The following is a 16,152-nucleotide window of genomic DNA, read 5'->3' as shown; positions in this document are numbered from 1 at the left end:
CTGCCGGGTCCGACTGCCCCGGCCCCCGGCCAGGGCACGCCACCGGGCAGCGGCACGCCCCTGACCGGTGGACAGGTCGCCGCCCCGCCGCGGGGCGGCGGGGCGGCGGTCAGGCGTGGATCAGAGGTGGATCAGGCGTCGATGCGCGAGCGGTCCAGCGTCGCCGCGGAATTGGTGATGAACTCCTTGCGCGGCGCCACCTCGTTGCCCATCAGGAGGTCGAAGGCGCGCTCCGCCGTCTCCAGGTCGCTGATGTTGATCCGCCTCAGAGTGCGGTGGCGCGGGTCCATCGTGGTCTCCGCGAGCTGGTCGGCGTCCATCTCACCGAGACCCTTGTAGCGCTGGATGCCGTCCTTGTAGCGGACACCCTTGCGGTCCAGCTCCAGCAGCGTCTGCCGCAGCTCGCTGTCGGAGTACGTGTAGATGTACTTGTCCTGCCCCTTCTTGGGGTGGGTGAGCTCCACCCGGTGCAGCGGCGGCACTGCCGAGAAGACCCGGCCCTCCTCCACCATCGGCCGCATGTAGCGCTGGAACAGTGTGAGCAGCAGGCAACGGATGTGCGCGCCGTCCACATCGGCGTCGGCCAGGAAGATGACCTTCCCGTACCGCGCGGCGTCGATGTCGAAGGTGCGGCCGGACCCGGCTCCTATCACCTGGATGATCGCGCCGCACTCGGCGTTCTTGAGCATGTCGGAGACCGACGACTTCTGGACGTTGAGGATCTTGCCGCGGATCGGCAGCAGCGCCTGGAATTCCGAGTTCCGCGCCAGCTTCGCGGTGCCGAGCGCCGAGTCGCCCTCGACGATGAACAGCTCGCTGCGCTCGACGTCGTCACTGCGGCAGTCGGCGAGCTTGGCCGGCAGCGACGAGGACTCCAGCGCCGTCTTCCGCCGCTGTGCCTCCTTGTGCTGGCGGGCCGCGATGCGCGTGCGGGCCGCGGCCACGACCTTCTCCAGGATGGCGCGCGCCTGCTGCTTCGCGTCGCGCTTGGTGGAGGTCAGGAACGCCTTGAGCTCCTTGGCGAGCACATTGGCCACGATCCGCGAGGCAGCCGAGGTGCCCAGCACCTCTTTGGTCTGCCCCTCGAACTGCGGCTCGGCCAGCCGCACGGTCACGACCGCCGTGAGTCCCTCCATGGCGTCGTCCTTGACGACGTCGTCCTCGGCGACCCGCAGCAGCTTGCTCGAACGCAGCACCTCGTTGACGGTCTTGGTGATCGAACGCTCGAATCCGGCCACATGCGTGCCGCCCTTGGGGGTGGCGATGATATTGACGAAGGACTTCACCGTGGCGTCGTACCCCGTGCCCCAGCGCAGGGCGATGTCCACGCCGAGCTCGCGGGTGACCTCGGTGGGCGTCATGTGGCCGCGGTCGTCGAGAACCGGCACGGTCTCCTTGAACGTGCCCTGCCCGCTCAGCCTGAGGACGTCACAGACGGCCTTGTCCTGGGCGAGATACTCGCAGAACTCGCTGATGCCGCCGTCGTAGCGGAAGATCTCCTCGGTGCTGTCCTGCCCGTCGAGACCGCGCTCGTCCCGGACCACGATCGTCAGCCCCGGCACCAGGAACGCCGTCTGGCGGGCACGGCCGTAAAGGTTCTCCAGGGAGAGCTTGGCGTCCTTGAGGAAGATCTGGCGGTCCGTCCAGTACCGGACGCGGGTACCGGTGCGGGCCTTCGGGACCTTCTTCCCCTTGAGCAGGCCGTTGGCGGGGTCGAAGGGGGCGTCCGGGCCGGACTCGGTGAAGATTCCGGGAACCCCGCGGCGGAAGCTGATCGAATGGGTTCTGCTGTTGCGGTCGACCTCGACGTCCAACCGCGCCGACAGCGCGTTGACGACGGAGGCGCCGACACCGTGCAGACCGCCGGACGCGGCGTACGAACCGCCGCCGAACTTGCCGCCCGCGTGCAGCTTGGTCATCACGACCTCGACGCCGGACAGGCCGGTCTTGGGCTCGACGTCCACGGGGATGCCGCGGCCGTTGTCCCGCACCTCCACCGAGCCGTCGTCGTGAAGGATCACCTCGATGCGGTCGCAGTACCCGCCCAGGGCCTCATCTACCGAGTTGTCGATGATCTCCCAGAGGCAGTGCATCAGGCCGCGGCTGTCCGTCGAGCCGATGTACATGCCGGGCCGCTTGCGAACGGCTTCCAGGCCCTCGAGGACGAGCAGGTGCCGCGCGGTGTAATTGGATCCGTCCCGGTCTGCCCCGGTCAGCAATGCGGTGGACGGCACGGACGTATCGGCGGTCACGCGGTTCGCTCCTCGCTGAATTTCTGTTTGCCCCGACTGCGGGCACATGAGTGGCTCGGTTGCCGTTCAGAGGGTACCGAGGCCTGGTAGAGCCTTTGTGCCGCCACCCTTGAGAACAACCATCCTAATCGAGAATCGATCAAGCGTTCGATACCCCGATGGGGTGACGTGCACATCACGTTCCCTTCGAGGCATGAACCATTTAGGCTCCGGGCACGTCCTCAAGAACAACCCGGCAAGCCGGCCGGGAGGACGACAGCCCCCAGCGATGTGAAACCGTAAGCCCACGCAATACGGCTCATTCGCCGCCAAACGTCAAGATCCGGCTCACTCGGAAGGAACTTTCGAGGAAAAGCCACGAGCGGGAACGTTTTCGGCCTGGTTGGATGTTGACCCTGGTACGACAGCTCGTCGAGCTAGAGAAGAGGCGACGTGACTACTGTTCTGACCCCCGCGAGCCCGCTGACGGCCGCTGACCGCTGCGACCGGTGCGGCGCTCAGGCATACCTGCGCGTCGTTCTCATGAGCGGCGGTGAACTGCTCTTCTGCGCCCACCACGGGCGCAAGTTCGAGCCAGAACTCAAGAAGATCGCCGCGGAGATACAGGACGAGACGGAGCGGTTGACGGCCGTCCCGGCGTCCGCGTCCGACGAGGACCACTGAGTCCGCAGTGGAACGCTGACACATCGCATCCCACGACGAGCGAGGTCCCGCCATCCAGGGCTGGACAGCCGCGGGCGGCTCCCCCACCACCGGGGAGGCCGCCCGCTCTCGTACTCCCCCGCACCCGCGCGTGACACCCTGACCCGCGAGCTGGTCATCGCGGACCCCCGTGCGGCCGCTGGGCGGCCTTCGGCGCAGACCGCGGCCCCGACGCCGAAGAGGCCGGCGGCAGGGGCGGCTGCGGCGCAGGAGGGGCCTTCGCGGGCAAGGCGTCGACGCTGTGTGCCCGCACCAGCGCGGCCACCGCGGAGATCCGCGTATAGACCCCCGGGCGCCCCGGCTGCGCACACCCGCTCCCCCAGGACACCAGCCCGACCAGGCGCCCCCGCGCCACGAGCGGCCCTCCACTGTCGCCCTGGCAGGCGTCCCGTCCACCTTGCGGCAGCCCGCCGCAGAGCATCGTCGCCGGGGCGTACATCCCTTCCGGGCCGCCTGGATACGCCTGCTTGCACAGCGTGTCATCCAGCACCAGAACGCGTGCGCCGCGCAGCGTCTCGGCATACGTACCGTTGCCGATCAGATCGCCCCAGCCGTAGACACCGGCCGCCGTGCCCGGTTCGTACGCCGCGTCACCCGCCGGCGCCATGGGGATCGAGCGCGCGGCCGGCATGGGGTCCGCGAGGGTGAGGACCGCCACGTCGCCGGTATTGGTCTCCATGTCGAACGCCGGGTTGACCCAGATGCTCTGGATCGGCACCTCGGTTCCCGCGGAACCTCGTAGATCGTCCCGGCCCAAAATCGCCCGCAGATCCGTCGCGGAGGCCACGTCGACCCCGAGCACCTCACGGCTCAGACAATGCGCAGCGGTGACAACGGTCCTGTGGCCCACCAGGGCCCCGCCGCAGAAGTGCCCGGACCGTACGCCGCCGAACCGCTCCCGGCTCGCCAGAGCCACCATCCAGGGCGCGTCAGCCACCTTCACGACCTGCCCCCCGACCACCTCGCGGTCCTCAGCCCGCACCGCGGGGCCGGCGGCCGCCAGCAGCAGCGCGAAGGCCACGGCCAGCGGGTACCTCAGGACGCGCATACACTCTCCCGACACAGCGGAGTTCCTTGCCTACCCAGCGTCACCTGTCGCGGCCGTCCTCGCATCCGGAAGGCCGCAGGGCCCGGCCCCTCCGGAGAGGAACCGGGCCCTGCCGGATCGATGTGCGCGGTGCCGCGACGCCCTGTCAGTCGAGGTAGTCGCGCAGAACCTGGGAGCGCGACGGGTGACGCAGCTTGGACATCGTCTTGGACTCGATCTGACGGATCCGCTCGCGGGTGACGCCGTAGACCTTGCCGATTTCGTCGAGGGTCTTCGGCTGACCGTCGGTGAGACCGAAGCGCATGGAGACCACGCCCGCCTCGCGCTCGCTGAGCGTGTCCAGGACGGAGTGCAGCTGCTCCTGCAGGAGCGTGAAGCTGACCGCGTCGGCCGGCACGACCGCCTCGGAGTCCTCGATGAGGTCACCGAACTCGCTGTCGCCGTCCTCACCCAGGGGGGTATGGAGGGAGATCGGCTCACGGCCGTACTTCTGGACCTCGATGACCTTTTCAGGGGTCATGTCGAGCTCCTTGGCCAGCTCCTCCGGGGTGGGCTCACGGCCCAGGTCCTGGAGCATCTGGCGCTGGACACGCGCGAGCTTGTTGATGACCTCGACCATGTGCACCGGGATACGGATGGTGCGGGCCTGGTCGGCCATCGCGCGCGTGATGGCCTGGCGGATCCACCAGGTCGCATACGTGGAGAACTTGTAGCCCTTGGTGTAGTCGAACTTCTCCACCGCGCGGATCAGACCGAGGTTGCCCTCCTGGATGAGGTCCAGGAAGAGCATGCCGCGGCCGGTGTAGCGCTTGGCCAGGGAGACCACCAGACGGAGGTTGGCCTCCAGGAGGTGGTTCTTGGCACGCCGGCCGTCCTCGGCGATGATCTCCAGCTCGCGCTTGAGCTTCGGGGCCAGCTTGTCGGAGTTCGCCAGCTTGTCCTCGGCGAACAGGCCGGCCTCGATGCGCTTGGCGAGCTCGACCTCCTGCTCGGCGTTGAGCAGGGGGACCTTGCCGATCTGCTTCAGGTAGTCCTTCACCGGGTCGGCGGTGGCACCGGCCACCGCGACCTGCTGCGCGGGAGCGTCGTCCTCATCCTCGTCGGACAGGACGAAGCCCTTGGTCTCGCCGCTCTCGTCCTCGTCGTCACCCTTGCCCGGGGTGGGAGTCTCTTCGAGAAGCTCGTCTTCGAGGACCTCGTCGGCGTCCTTCTTGGACGCGGTCTTCTTGGCCGTCGTCTTCTTCGCGGTGGCCTTCTTCGCCACCGTCTTCTTGGCGACCGCCTTCTTGGCGGCGGTCTTCTTGGCGGGCGCCACGGCCTCATCGGCCTCGGCGTCGTACTCGCCCTGGGCGGACGTGCCGGACGCCGAGGAAGACGACTGCCGGGCCGTGACCGTCTTGGAGGAAACGGCCTTGGTGGCGGTGCGCTTCGCCGGGCTCTTCGCTGCGACGCTCTTGCGGGTGCGCTTGGGCGCCTCTGCGGCACTGACCATCAGCGTCACACCCTCCTCGTCGAGGACCTGGTTGAGGCTGCGCAGAACGTTCTTCCACTGGGTTGGCGGAATCTGGTCAGCCTCGAAGGCCCGACGCACGTCGTCGCCGGCGATCTGCCCCTCGGCCTTTCCCTGCTCGATGAGCGCCATCAGAGACTCGGATTCGGCGATCTCCGGCGGGAGCGTACGGGATGTGCTGGCCGACACGAACAACCTCTCGGAACGATGGAAACGGCTTCCGGTCCCGGCCCGTCCTGGACGGACGACCGGTTCCGACGACCGTCGGCAAAGGATGAACCGACGGCGCGGGCGATAGTGCAGAGCAACACAGCGTCTCGAACGAGGCCTGTATTCCCTCCGCAGCCACCACCTCTTTAGTCATCGCGCTGCCTCAAGGAGCGTTACGCCCAATCCTCGTGGCCCGAGTCACACCACATATGGGAGCGAATAGCCACTGAAGTGGACAGATCGTCTACTTTGGTCGCCGCTTGCGGCCGTACGGAACGGCTCATCCGGCTCGCGCGTACGGCCGTACGCGCGCGCTGGACGAGCGGTCCCGCACGCACCGCCCCCGTCCGGTGCCTTCCGCGATCAGTGCTCGCGCGGCGCGGGCACCACGCGCTCGACCTCCGGGTGGGTGACGAGCAGTTGCCGCATCGCCGCCTCCGCCCCGGCGGCGTCACCAGCGGCCACGGCGTCGACGATCCGCAGGTGCTGGCCGACGCCCGCTTCGGTGGGACGGTCGCAGCCGCCGGTCGCGGCGCCGGAGACGTGCAGGGCGGCGGAGACGATGCCCGAGAGGTGCTCCAGCATCCGGTTGCCCGCGACCTGCAGCAGCAGCGAGTGGAACTCGGCGTCGGCGCGGGCGAAGGTGAGGGAGTCGCCCTGGGCGAGGGCGTGTCCCATGATCTCGGCCATGTCGGCCAGCCGCTGCTGGACGTCCTCGCGGCCGTGACCGGCGGCGAGCCGGGCGGCCAGCGGCTCGATGGTCCAGCGCAGCTCGCAGAGCTCGCGGCGCTGGTCGTCGCGCTGTGGCCCGAAGGCCCGCCATTCGATGATGTCCGGGTCGAGCAGGTTCCAGTCGCTGACGGGGCGGACGCGGGTGCCGACGTTGGGCCGCGCGCTGACCAGGCCCTTCGCCTCGAGGACGCGCAGGGATTCGCGGACGACGGTGCGGGAGACCTCGAAGCGCTGCCCGATCTCCTCCGGCACCAGCGGGCGGTCGGCGCCCAGGTCACCGGAGACGATCATCTGGCCCAGTTGCTGGACGAGCTGGCCGTGCAGCCCTCGGCCACGGCTGCCGGCGGCGCGACGGCCGGCCCGGCTCAGCTCCGCCTCGCCGTCCCAGGCGGGCGGGGCGACGCGGTCGGGCCCGGGGCCCTCCACGTAGGAGTAGCGGTCAAGCTCGCCCGGGCCGGCGAGGCCGGAGTCGGCGGGGCGAGCCGCGGTCATCATGGTGTGCGCAAGGGTACTCACGCTTCCTTTGTCGGCGACACGTCGAAGCCCCTTGAGGTCTTTGGTGAAAAGCACACGAAAGGGTGATCGCCCATTACCTCGCAATTGACGTCTAAACGGACAGAACCGGGCACCGCTCGAGAACGGGTGATTGCGGAGAGTAATGGGAGCGAGTCTCTTTCTCCGGCCACTCCAGACCTATTGTCACTCTGCGTTCGCTGCCGCCCGGCGTAGCGCAATAGCACACCCATCACCTCGGCCGGCCACGGAACACGGTGAGGACGTACGCGGCGAGCAGTCCCGTCAGCGACAGGGCGAGAGCCCATCCGATGGGCTGCGACATCAGTCGCAAGGCCGCTGAGATGCCCTGGTCCAGGCCGGACGGCCACTGCACCACGGCGGCCGCGCGCAATCGGTCGGGGAGCCCGATCAGCGAACGGGCGGCCGGCTGGGAGAGCAGTCCGCCCAGCACGGGTACCACCAGCGTGGGCACGGCCAGCACCGCCACCAGCCCCAGGGCGGTGGACCGGAAGAGCCCGGCGGCGAGCAGTCCCGCCCAGGCGCACCCGAGGGTGAGCCCGGCCCAGCCCGCGAGCGGGGTGCCCCAGCCGTCGGGGAAGAGCGCGACGGACCGGCCGAAGAGGAGCCGGACGACCGCGGCATCCAGGGCGATGGACGCAAGAGCCAGGAGCAACGCGGCCATCGCCGTGACGGCGAGCTTCGCGCCGAGGAGACCGAGCCGGCGCGGCACGGTGCCCTGGTCCGGGGCGAGGGCGGGGTAGCGGAACTCCTGCCCGAAAGCGAGCGCCCCGAGCAGCCCGGCGCCGAACGCCGCCGGAGGCAAGGGCAGCCAGGCCGGCCAGCCGGTGAGCAGACGTAGCGCCGGAGAGGCTCCGGTCCGGGCGAGGAGTACGGAGGCGACCAGCGCGGCGGCCAGCGCAGCGGCGGACACGGTCCAGCCGGTCCGTACGCCCGTGGCGCGACGCAGTTCGTACCGCAGGGGCCACACGGGGCCGGGTGCGGCGAGGCGGGCGCTGAGGCCGGCGAGGACCTCAGGGGCGGCTTGCTCGGCGGCCTCCTCCTCGGCCCCGGCCTCCCGGTCCGCGGCGTCGGCCCGGCGGCCGTCGGCGCGCTGCAGAGGAGTCACGGGCCCGGTGTCCGCGGCCTCCTCGGTCAGGCGGTGCACGAGGATGCCGTGACGGAACGCGGTCTCGCCGACGGCCGCGCAGCTGCTGCCGTAGACGAAGATGCGGCTGCCGCCTTCGTGCACCACCTCGACCGGAGGGCCGTCCGTCACCTCACCGGCTGTGTCGGCCTCCGTGGCGAGGACGTGGGCGAGCCGGTTCGCCAGCGGTGACTGGACGGCGACCCGGGGGCGCAGCCGGCTGCCGGCGAAGGCGGCGGCCGGCTGGTCGGCGATGAGCCGGCCCTGGTCGATGGTGACCACCTGGTCGCCGATGCGGCCCGCCTCCTTGGCGTGCTGGGAGGTGACGAGCACGGCCCCGCCCTGTGCCGCGTAGCCGCGCAGCAGCCCGTGGAGCCATGCGGTCTCGCGCGGCGAGAGGCCGTGGGCGGGATCGTCGAGCACGAGGGTGTGGGGGTCGCCGAGGAGGGCGGAGGCGAGGCCGAGGCGGCGGTCCATGCCGAGCGAGAAGTCGCCGAGGCGCTGGTCGGCGAGGCCGCTGAGCCCGACGACCTCGAGTACCTCGTCGGCACGTTCGACGGGGACTCCGGCGGCCGCGCTGAGCATGCGCAGGTGCCCGCGGGCGGTGCGCGCGGGGTGGCCCGGGACGTCGCCCAGCAGGACACCGATCTCGCGGGTGGGGTGGGCGATGCGGTCCAGGGTGCGGCCGCGGAAGAGCGCGACGCCGCGGCCGGGGTCGAGTCGCAGCATGAGGCGCAGGGCGGTGGTCTTGCCCGCTCCGGGCTCGCCGAGCAGGACGGTGACGCGCCCGGGCCGGGCCTCGAAGGTGAGGTCGTCGACGACGGGAGGCTGTTGGCGGCGGGGGACACTGGTCAGTCCGATGGCCTGAATCATGGCTTCACTCGCGGGACGGCGGGACCGTACCGCAGCACCGTAACCCGATATGTCCTATTTGCTACGCAACGCAGACATCTTCTGGCACGCGTGTCACATCAGTGAGCTCATTGCGCCACCGGTTCGCCCGGCCCTGGAGCTAGGCCTCGGGGCGGAGCATCGGCGGGTTGAGGAGGGTGGCCCCGCCCGCCCGGAAAAGCTGCGCAGGGCGGCCGCCCTGGCGTGTCGTCGTTCCGCCCGTGGGCACCAGGAAACCGGGAGTGCCGGTGACCTTGCGGTGGAAGTTCCGGGGGTCGAGGACAACTCCCCACACCGCTTCGTAGACCCGGCGCAGCTCCCCGACGGTGAACTCCTGGGGACAGAACGCCGTGGCGAGCGAGGAGTACTCGATCTTGGAGCGGGCGCGCTCGACGCCGTCCGCGAGGATGCGGGCGTGGTCGAAGGCGAGCGGCGCCGCCTGCTCGTCCTCGCGGCCGTAGCCGACCTCCTGATCCAGCAGGTCCTCGACCGGCGCCCAGCGCACGCTGCGCGCGTCGCCGCCCGGGCGTGGCGCCGGCAGGTCGGGCGCGAGGACGAGGTGCGCGACGCTGACCACGCGCATGCGGGGGTCGCGCTTGGGATCGCCGTAGGTGGCGAGCTGTTCGAGGTGGGCGGCGTTGGCGACAGCGGGCGCCGCCGGGGCGTGGGCGTGCAGCCCCGTCTCCTCGGCCAGCTCGCGGGCGGCCGCGGTCGCCAAGTCCTCGTCGCCCCGCACGAACCCGCCGGGCAGCGCCCAGCGGCCCTGGTACGGGGGTTCGCCACGCCGCACGGCCAACGCGCACAGCGCGTGCCGCCGCACGGTGAGCACGACCAGGTCGACGGTGACTGCGAAGGGCGGGAAGGCCGACGGGTCGTAGGGCATGACGCGATCATAGTCGTCTGCCTGACGATAAACAGGGTCTTGGGCACCGCCCGCCAGAAGGCTGTCGGACAACCTGACACGCATGACGTTCACGCCCTCAACTGCAGGCCGTCGGCGGCCTCCTCGACCATGCCCAGCCCGAGCCTGCTGATCCGCACGGCGAACGGCTGCTCCGCGACGCGGAACCCGGTGAACCGCAGTTCGCCGAGCGGTGTGGTGCGCGGCGGCCGGACCGCCACGCTGCCCCCTGGCACGTCGGGGCGCACCCCGGCGAGCGCGGCCAGCAGCTGGACCGCGCCGGCCGCCGAGACGGCGGCCGGCCGGCACGCCGCCGGGTGCGGAAGCGGGGCACCACCGGCGGTGCGCTGCTCCCCCGCGTACATCTCGGGCAGCCGGTGACCGAAGGCCGCGGCGGCGTCCAGCGCACCGCGCAACAGGCCACCCGCCTCCTTCTCGTAACCGGCCGCCATGAGCCCGGCCACGGCGACGGCCGTCTCATGGACGCGTACGGCGCCGCTTCGGTGGCCGAACGGATTGTGCCCGGGCTCCTTGACCCCCAGGCTGCGCAGGCCCCAGCCGGAGTCGAGCGCGGGACCGCCGAGCATGCGGGCCAGCTGCTCCGTCTGCACCCTGTCGAGTAGTCCCGGCGCGTACGTCCCGCCGCCGAGCAACCCCGTGTCGAGCAGGTGAGCGGCGGCGCTCCCGAGGTGAGATATCCGCCGGCCGTCGGGCGTGCGCGCCGCCACGGGACGGCCGCCGCCCGGGTCGTCGGCCCAGAAGTCCTCCCGGAACCGGCGGCGCAGGCCGGCCGCCCACTCCCGCAGGCCGGCCGCCCCGGGGCGGCCGTAGGACTCCAGCATGTCCGCGCCGAGCAGGGCGGCCCGGTGAGCGTGCGCCTGGACCTCGCAGCGGTACGGGCCTGCCGGCACCGGGTCCGCGAGATACGTCCCCTCCCCGACGGCCGCCCGCAGCCAGCCCAGGCACCGCTCGGCGGCCGGCAGCAGGGATTCCGTCTCCTGCGTGGACAGGCCCCAGCGCCTGGCTTCCGCGAGCACGGCCGGGAACAGCAGCGTCGCCTCGACTCCCGTGCAGCCGGGCGGCAGATGAGCTCCGGAGTGCCGCAGGGCGCCGGGAATGCGGCCGCGGTCGGGGCCCGGACCGGCCAGCTGTGTACGGGCCAGGGTGCGCAGCGTCCCGGCGGCCAGCCGTACTCCAAGGGGCAGCGTCATCCGGGCGGCCCACAGCGCCTCGGCGGGCGCGAGGTGACCACAGCGCCACGGGATGCCCGCGGCGAGGTGGACGTCGCCGGGGTGCGCAGGGTCGCGCACGAGCAGGGCCCGGAGATCGTCGAGGCTCGTCACCAGCAGGGCGGCGGCCCGTGGGTCGTCGCCTTCGGCTCCCGCATCACCCCAGGGCGGCGCGGCCCCTCCGCGTCCGTGGGCGGCCGGCTCGGGGGCGGCGGGCCTGCCCGGCAGTTCCGGCCGGATCCGCAGTTCGATGGTGCGGCTGCCGCCGGGGGGCAGCTGTATCTCCCAGCACAGCAATCCGGAGGAGGCGAGCACATCCCCGGGCTGGGGGGTGGCCGTGACCACCGCGTGCATCCCCGGCGCCGACCAGCGCAGTCCGGAGGCGTGCACAGCCGCCGGGAGCTCCGGCCCGGCCAGCCCGGCGGCGATGGCCGCCAGCTCGGCGAGATCGGTACCGAGACACACCTCGACCACCAGCCGAAGCTCCTGAACAGCCGCGCTGCGGACGGTGATCCGCTCGATGCCGTCGGCCTCCCGCACCCGCTCGACCGTGACGGCCGGGTCGGGTCCCGCGTCGGCAGGGGTGCGCACTGTGCCGATGAAGCGCGCGCGGTCCGCGGCGAGCATGCGCCCCTGGACTGGCACCGGCTCGGCACCGGCGACCTTCACCCGGCACTTCGCCAGCAGGCGGCGACCTCCCCGGTAGAACCCGTCGAGTCCGTGCCCGGTGAGCTGCCCGTGCTGCTCGGAGATGGCGAGCGAGGGAAGCGCGACGCAGATCAGCGCCTCGTGCACGGGCTGCGGCGCCTGGGGCCGCGGGGCGGAGGCCCGCCTCTGTTCGGATGGCTGGCGGAGCGAAGGACCATTGGGGGCAATGCCTTGCACTTGTCTGCGCTCCCTGTGGGCGTCACGGACCTGGACGACCGGCAACGACTGCGGGCCACTCACGTGAACGTCGCGGAACCCGCCGAGGTCACGGTGGCCCGCCTGTGGCGGCCCTCACTGCCGTCCGCGGACCCCGCGCCCTGTGCGGCGCCGCGTGCGTGCCTTGCCTGCGGGTCCGTTCCCACCGGACGGCCCGCCCCGGCGGCTTGTCGCGCCCGGGCCGCCCGTTCCCCCCGGGCCGCCCGCGCCGCTCGCACCGGTGGTGGCGTGGCGGCGCGCCCCTGTCGCGGGGGCGGGGGCGGGAGTGGCGCTCTGGGCATCGACCGTCTTCAGCGCCTCTCGCGACTGCTGCGCCTCAGCCGTCTCCCGTGAGCTCTTCTCCTCCGGTTCCTCCAACGGGTTCCTCTCCCCCGGTGCGCCGAGTGGAGCCGTTGCATGCAAGGCCTCGGGCCGGTCGGTGCCGGTCTCGGCCCTTTCGTGGTCCACCACGCGGCCGGTGCGCTCACGGCGCAGACAGCGGCGCAGGAGCTCGGGGTCCATGCCCTCGTTGCAGGCACGGTGCAGGAGCTGCGCGAAGAGGTACTCGGGATCGGCGCTCAGGGCCCGGCTCAGGGCGACGCGGGCCTCGGGATGCTCACCTGTCGACCAGGCGACCCAACCGGCGAGGGTGAGCGGCGCCGCCGCGTGTTCGATGTACGGCCCGACGCAGCGCCGGGCGAGGGCGCGCCAGACCCGCAGCGCCGCCGGGGCCTGCGGCCCTTCCATCCATTCCGCGGCCCGGTCACGTGTGGTGCGGTCCTGCAGCCCCAGAATGATCGCCGCCGCCTCGTCGGCAGCCAGAAGGGAGTCGTCCCTCGCATCGGCTTCCGGCCGGGCGGCGGGCCGGGCCTCGTGGAAGCGCTCCACTACCAGGCGCGCGAGGTCGAGGGTCTCCTGGCGGACCGTCTCGCAGTCCGTGCCCCTGAGGATGCGCGGGACCAGATCCGCGGCGGCCGCGTCCAGCGCCGATTCCTGCTCGTCGGCCCGGCGGCCGGTGAGCGGGGCGTAGCGGGCCTCCATTTCGCGCAGCGTTCCGCGCACCTGGATGCCCGCGTAGGCGGCGGCCGCGGCCATCACCGAGGTGCCCGGCAGCGCCAGGGGCGTGCCTTCCCGCGGGCAGCAGCGCTCGTCGGGGCAGCAGTAGGACCAGAACCGGCCATCCGAGATGCACAGCGCCTCGTACACCGGCACGTCGAGCCCGCCGCACGCCAGGCGCAGGCTCTGGGCGAGCGGGCGGAGCCGTTCCATCACCTGTCGCGCGGTCTCGCCCTTCGCGGGATCCTGGCAGAGGAAGAGGACGATGCCGTCGGGCCGGGGGCCCCGCTTGCCGCATCCCGCGACGAGCGTTTCGGCGAGCTGGTCGCTGACGTCGGACCATTCCTCTGCGTTGTCAGGAATGCCGAGCCTGAGCCGGCCGCCGAAGCGGCCGCGCTCACCGTGCAGCGCCAGCATGATCACGGAGTCGGTCGGGTGAAAGCCCATCAGGTACGGAAGGGCGTCGGCGAGTTCGGCGGGGCTGCGCAGGGTGATCTGTGTCTCCGTCCGGGATTCCCAGGCGGGAACAGAGGCGGCGGCGGAGGAGGCGGACGTGGGGGCCGATTCATCGTGCTGGGTCATGCCCCGAGAGTCCCGCGAGCCCGGCGAAGCCCGCCAGCCCTGTGGATAACTCCGGAATATTGTCGTACTAATCCTGTGGACAATCGCGCCCTTCGAGTTTTCCACAGGCCCCGCCGCCCATTCGCGCTTTGTCAGTGCCCTCGTGTTGCATGGGGGCATGACCAACGAAGCCCTCCGCACCTCGGCGGACACTGTCCTAGCCCGCCTCGTCGGAGACACCACGGGCACGGCGAGACTGCGCGAGGACCAGTGGCGCGCAATCGAAGCGCTCGTCGCCGACCACCGCCGCGCGCTGGTCGTACAGCGCACCGGATGGGGCAAGTCCGCGGTGTATTTCGTCGCGACCGCGCTGCTGCGCGAGCGCGGCAGCGGCCCGACCGTGATCGTTTCCCCGCTGCTCGCGCTCATGCGCAACCAGGTGGACGCGGCCGCCCGGGCAGGCATCCGCGCGCGCACGATCAACTCCTCCAACACCGAGGAGTGGGAGACCGTGCAGGCCGAGGTGGCGGCGGGTGAGGTCGATGTCCTGCTGGTGAGCCCCGAGCGACTGAACAATCCCGACTTCCGCGACCAGGTTCTGCCCAAGCTCGCCGCGGCCACCGGCCTGCTGGTCGTCGACGAGGCGCACTGCATCTCCGACTGGGGCCACGACTTCCGCCCGGATTACCGCAGGCTGCGCACCATGCTGGCCGACCTGCCGCCCGGCGTGCCCGTGCTGGCGACCACCGCCACGGCCAATGCCCGCGTCACCGCCGACGTCGCCGAGCAGCTGGGAACGGGCGAGGGCACGGAAGAGGCACTGGTCCTGCGCGGCCCGCTGGACCGGGAGAGCCTGAGCCTGAACGTCCTGACCCTGCCGGACGCCGCGCACCGCCTGGCCTGGCTCGCCGATCACCTCGACGAGCTGCCGGGCTCCGGGATCATCTACACCCTGACCGTCGCCGCAGCCGAAGAGGTGACGGCGTTCCTGCGCCGGCGCGGCCACATCGTGGCCTCGTACACCGGCAAGACGGAGAACGCCGACCGGCAGCAGGCGGAGGAGGACCTGCTCGCCAACAAGGTCAAGGCACTGGTGGCCACCTCCGCGCTGGGCATGGGCTTCGACAAGCCGGACCTCGGTTTCGTCGTCCACCTGGGCTCGCCCTCCTCCCCCATCGCCTACTACCAGCAGGTGGGACGTGCGGGGCGTGGCGTGCGGCACGCGGAGGTGCTGCTGCTGCCGGGCCGTGAGGACGAGGCGATCTGGAAGTACTTCGCCTCACTGGCCTTCCCGCCGGAGGACCAGGTCCGCCGCACGCTGGACGTGCTGGCCGCCGCCGGGCGCCCCGTGTCGCTGCCTGCTCTCGAACCCCAGGTGGAGCTGCGCCGTTCTCGTCTGGAGACCATGCTCAAGGTCCTCGATGTGGACGGAGCCGTCCACCGCGTACGCGGCGGCTGGACCTCGACGGGTGAACCATGGGTGTACGACACGGAGCGGTACGCCTGGGTCGCGCGCCAGCGCGAGGCGGAGCAACAGGCCATGCGTGAGTACGCCACGACGACGCAATGCCGGATGGATTTCCTGCGACGCCAGTTGGACGACGAGCAGGCCGCCCCTTGCGGCCGGTGCGACAACTGCGCGGCCCCCCGGTTCACCGCCGATGTGTCCTCCGGGTCTCTGGATGCCTCCCGGGGCGAGCTGGGCCGCCCGGGCGTTGAGGTGGAGCCGCGGCGGATGTGGCCGACGGGCATGCCCGCGGTCGGCGTGGACCTCAAGGGCCGCATCCCCGCGGGCGAGCAGGCCGCTCCCGGCCGGGCGCTCGGACGGCTCTCCGACATCGGCTGGGGCAACCGGCTGCGGCCGCTCCTCGCCCCGCAGGCGCCGGACGCCGACGTTCCGGACGATGTGGCGGATGCGGTGGTCACCGTCCTGGCCGACTGGGCCCGGGGGCCCGGCGGTTGGGCGTCCGGAGCGCCGGACGCGGCCGCCCGGCCGGTCGGTGTCGTCACCATCGCCTCCCGCACCCGTCCGCGGCTGATCCGTTCCCTGGGCGAACACATCGCCCGGATCGGCCGCATGCCGCTCCTGGGCACGGTCGAGTACCGGCCGGGGGAAACGGACACCCGGGTGCCGCGCACCAACAGCGCCCAGCGACTGCGGGCGTTGGACGGGGCACTGACCGTTCCTCCGGCCCTCGCCGAGGCGCTTGCCTCGGGCGGCGGACCGGTGCTGCTCGTGGACGACCTGGCGGACACGGGCTGGACTCTCGCGGTGGCCGCGCGCCTGTTGCGGCGATCGGGGGCGAAAGAGGTGCTTCCCCTGGTGCTGGCCATGCAGGGGTAAGCACAGGCAGGCCTAGGGGGCGAAGGAGAATTCAGTCGGCGGACCGCCATATACCGGTCAGTGGCGGCAATTGATCGTTGCCGCCCGGCCGGTGAGGCCGCGAGAATTGGGCCGACTCCCCACTCCCGCCCGTTCGCGGCATGCCGGGACTGC

At 71.6% G+C, this 16,152-nt stretch carries 10 protein-coding genes; 2 read left to right on the top strand and 8 right to left on the bottom strand.

Annotated elements, in window-relative coordinates; translation table 11 throughout:
* Positions 1-131: 131 nt before the first annotated feature.
* Complete coding sequence (locus tag AB0F13_RS03695) at positions 132-2,252, bottom strand: DNA topoisomerase IV subunit B (protein ID WP_362074602.1); 2,121 nt, start codon at positions 2,250-2,252, stop codon at positions 132-134.
* A 432-nt stretch (positions 2,253-2,684) separates the two neighbouring features.
* Here AB0F13_RS03695 and AB0F13_RS03690 point away from each other — a divergent pair, with 432 nt between their 5' ends.
* The gene (locus tag AB0F13_RS03690; protein ID WP_086567216.1) at positions 2,685-2,915 is read left to right on the top strand and encodes a hypothetical protein; all 231 of its coding nucleotides are present in this window, start codon (positions 2,685-2,687) and stop codon (positions 2,913-2,915) included.
* Between the two features lie 154 nt (positions 2,916-3,069).
* On the opposite strand, the gene AB0F13_RS03685 is transcribed toward AB0F13_RS03690, so the two are convergent.
* From AB0F13_RS03685 to AB0F13_RS03655, 7 genes are all read right to left on the bottom strand, one after another.
* Positions 3,070-4,002 (bottom strand): serine protease, encoded by a 933-nt coding sequence (locus tag AB0F13_RS03685; RefSeq protein WP_362074599.1) that lies wholly within the window; start codon positions 4,000-4,002, stop codon positions 3,070-3,072.
* Positions 4,003-4,147: 145 nt separating this feature from the next.
* Positions 4,148-5,707: an RNA polymerase sigma factor gene (locus tag AB0F13_RS03680; RefSeq protein WP_362074596.1), complete on the bottom strand. Its 1,560-nt coding sequence runs from the start codon at positions 5,705-5,707 to the stop codon at positions 4,148-4,150.
* A 378-nt stretch (positions 5,708-6,085) separates the two neighbouring features.
* Entirely contained in the window at positions 6,086-7,024 is a 939-nt protein-coding gene (locus tag AB0F13_RS03675; RefSeq protein ID WP_362074593.1) for an FCD domain-containing protein, read from the bottom strand.
* 175 nt (positions 7,025-7,199) lie between these two features.
* Positions 7,200-8,987 carry an ATP-binding cassette domain-containing protein gene (locus AB0F13_RS03670; RefSeq protein ID WP_362074590.1) on the bottom strand — a complete coding sequence of 596 codons (1,788 nt, stop codon included), beginning with the start codon at positions 8,985-8,987 and terminating at the stop codon, positions 7,200-7,202.
* Positions 8,988-9,126: 139 nt separating this feature from the next.
* Entirely contained in the window at positions 9,127-9,888 is a 762-nt protein-coding gene (locus tag AB0F13_RS03665) for an NUDIX domain-containing protein (RefSeq protein ID WP_362074587.1), read from the bottom strand.
* A gap of 89 nt (positions 9,889-9,977) precedes the next feature.
* Complete coding sequence (locus tag AB0F13_RS03660; RefSeq protein WP_362074584.1) at positions 9,978-11,930, bottom strand: glycogen debranching N-terminal domain-containing protein; 1,953 nt, start codon at positions 11,928-11,930, stop codon at positions 9,978-9,980.
* 204 nt (positions 11,931-12,134) lie between these two features.
* The gene (locus AB0F13_RS03655; RefSeq protein WP_362074581.1) at positions 12,135-13,676 is read right to left on the bottom strand and encodes a DUF4192 domain-containing protein; all 1,542 of its coding nucleotides are present in this window, start codon (positions 13,674-13,676) and stop codon (positions 12,135-12,137) included.
* Between the two features lie 157 nt (positions 13,677-13,833).
* On the opposite strand from AB0F13_RS03655, the gene AB0F13_RS03650 reads away from it, so the two are divergent.
* On the top strand, positions 13,834-15,999 hold the full coding sequence (locus tag AB0F13_RS03650; RefSeq protein ID WP_362074578.1) for a RecQ family ATP-dependent DNA helicase: 2,166 nt from the start codon (positions 13,834-13,836) through the stop codon (positions 15,997-15,999).
* Positions 16,000-16,152 lie beyond the last annotated feature (153 nt).

Source organism: Streptomyces sp. NPDC026206 (genome assembly GCF_040638465.1).
In the GTDB taxonomy this organism is placed as follows: domain Bacteria; phylum Actinomycetota; class Actinomycetes; order Streptomycetales; family Streptomycetaceae; genus Streptomyces.
This window is presented reverse-complemented; position numbering and strand designations above follow the sequence as displayed.

Coding starts and splice junctions, on each gene's coding strand:
- AB0F13_RS03650 (WP_362074578.1), top strand. CDS start 13,834: ATGACCAACGAAGCCCTCCGCACCTCGGCGGACACTGTCCTAGCCCGC.
- AB0F13_RS03665 (WP_362074587.1), bottom strand. CDS start 9,888: ATGCCCTACGACCCGTCGGCCTTCCCGCCCTTCGCAGTCACCGTCGAC.
- AB0F13_RS03685 (WP_362074599.1), bottom strand. CDS start 4,002: ATGCGCGTCCTGAGGTACCCGCTGGCCGTGGCCTTCGCGCTGCTGCTG.
- AB0F13_RS03670 (WP_362074590.1), bottom strand. CDS start 8,987: ATGATTCAGGCCATCGGACTGACCAGTGTCCCCCGCCGCCAACAGCCT.
- AB0F13_RS03655 (WP_362074581.1), bottom strand. CDS start 13,676: ATGACCCAGCACGATGAATCGGCCCCCACGTCCGCCTCCTCCGCCGCC.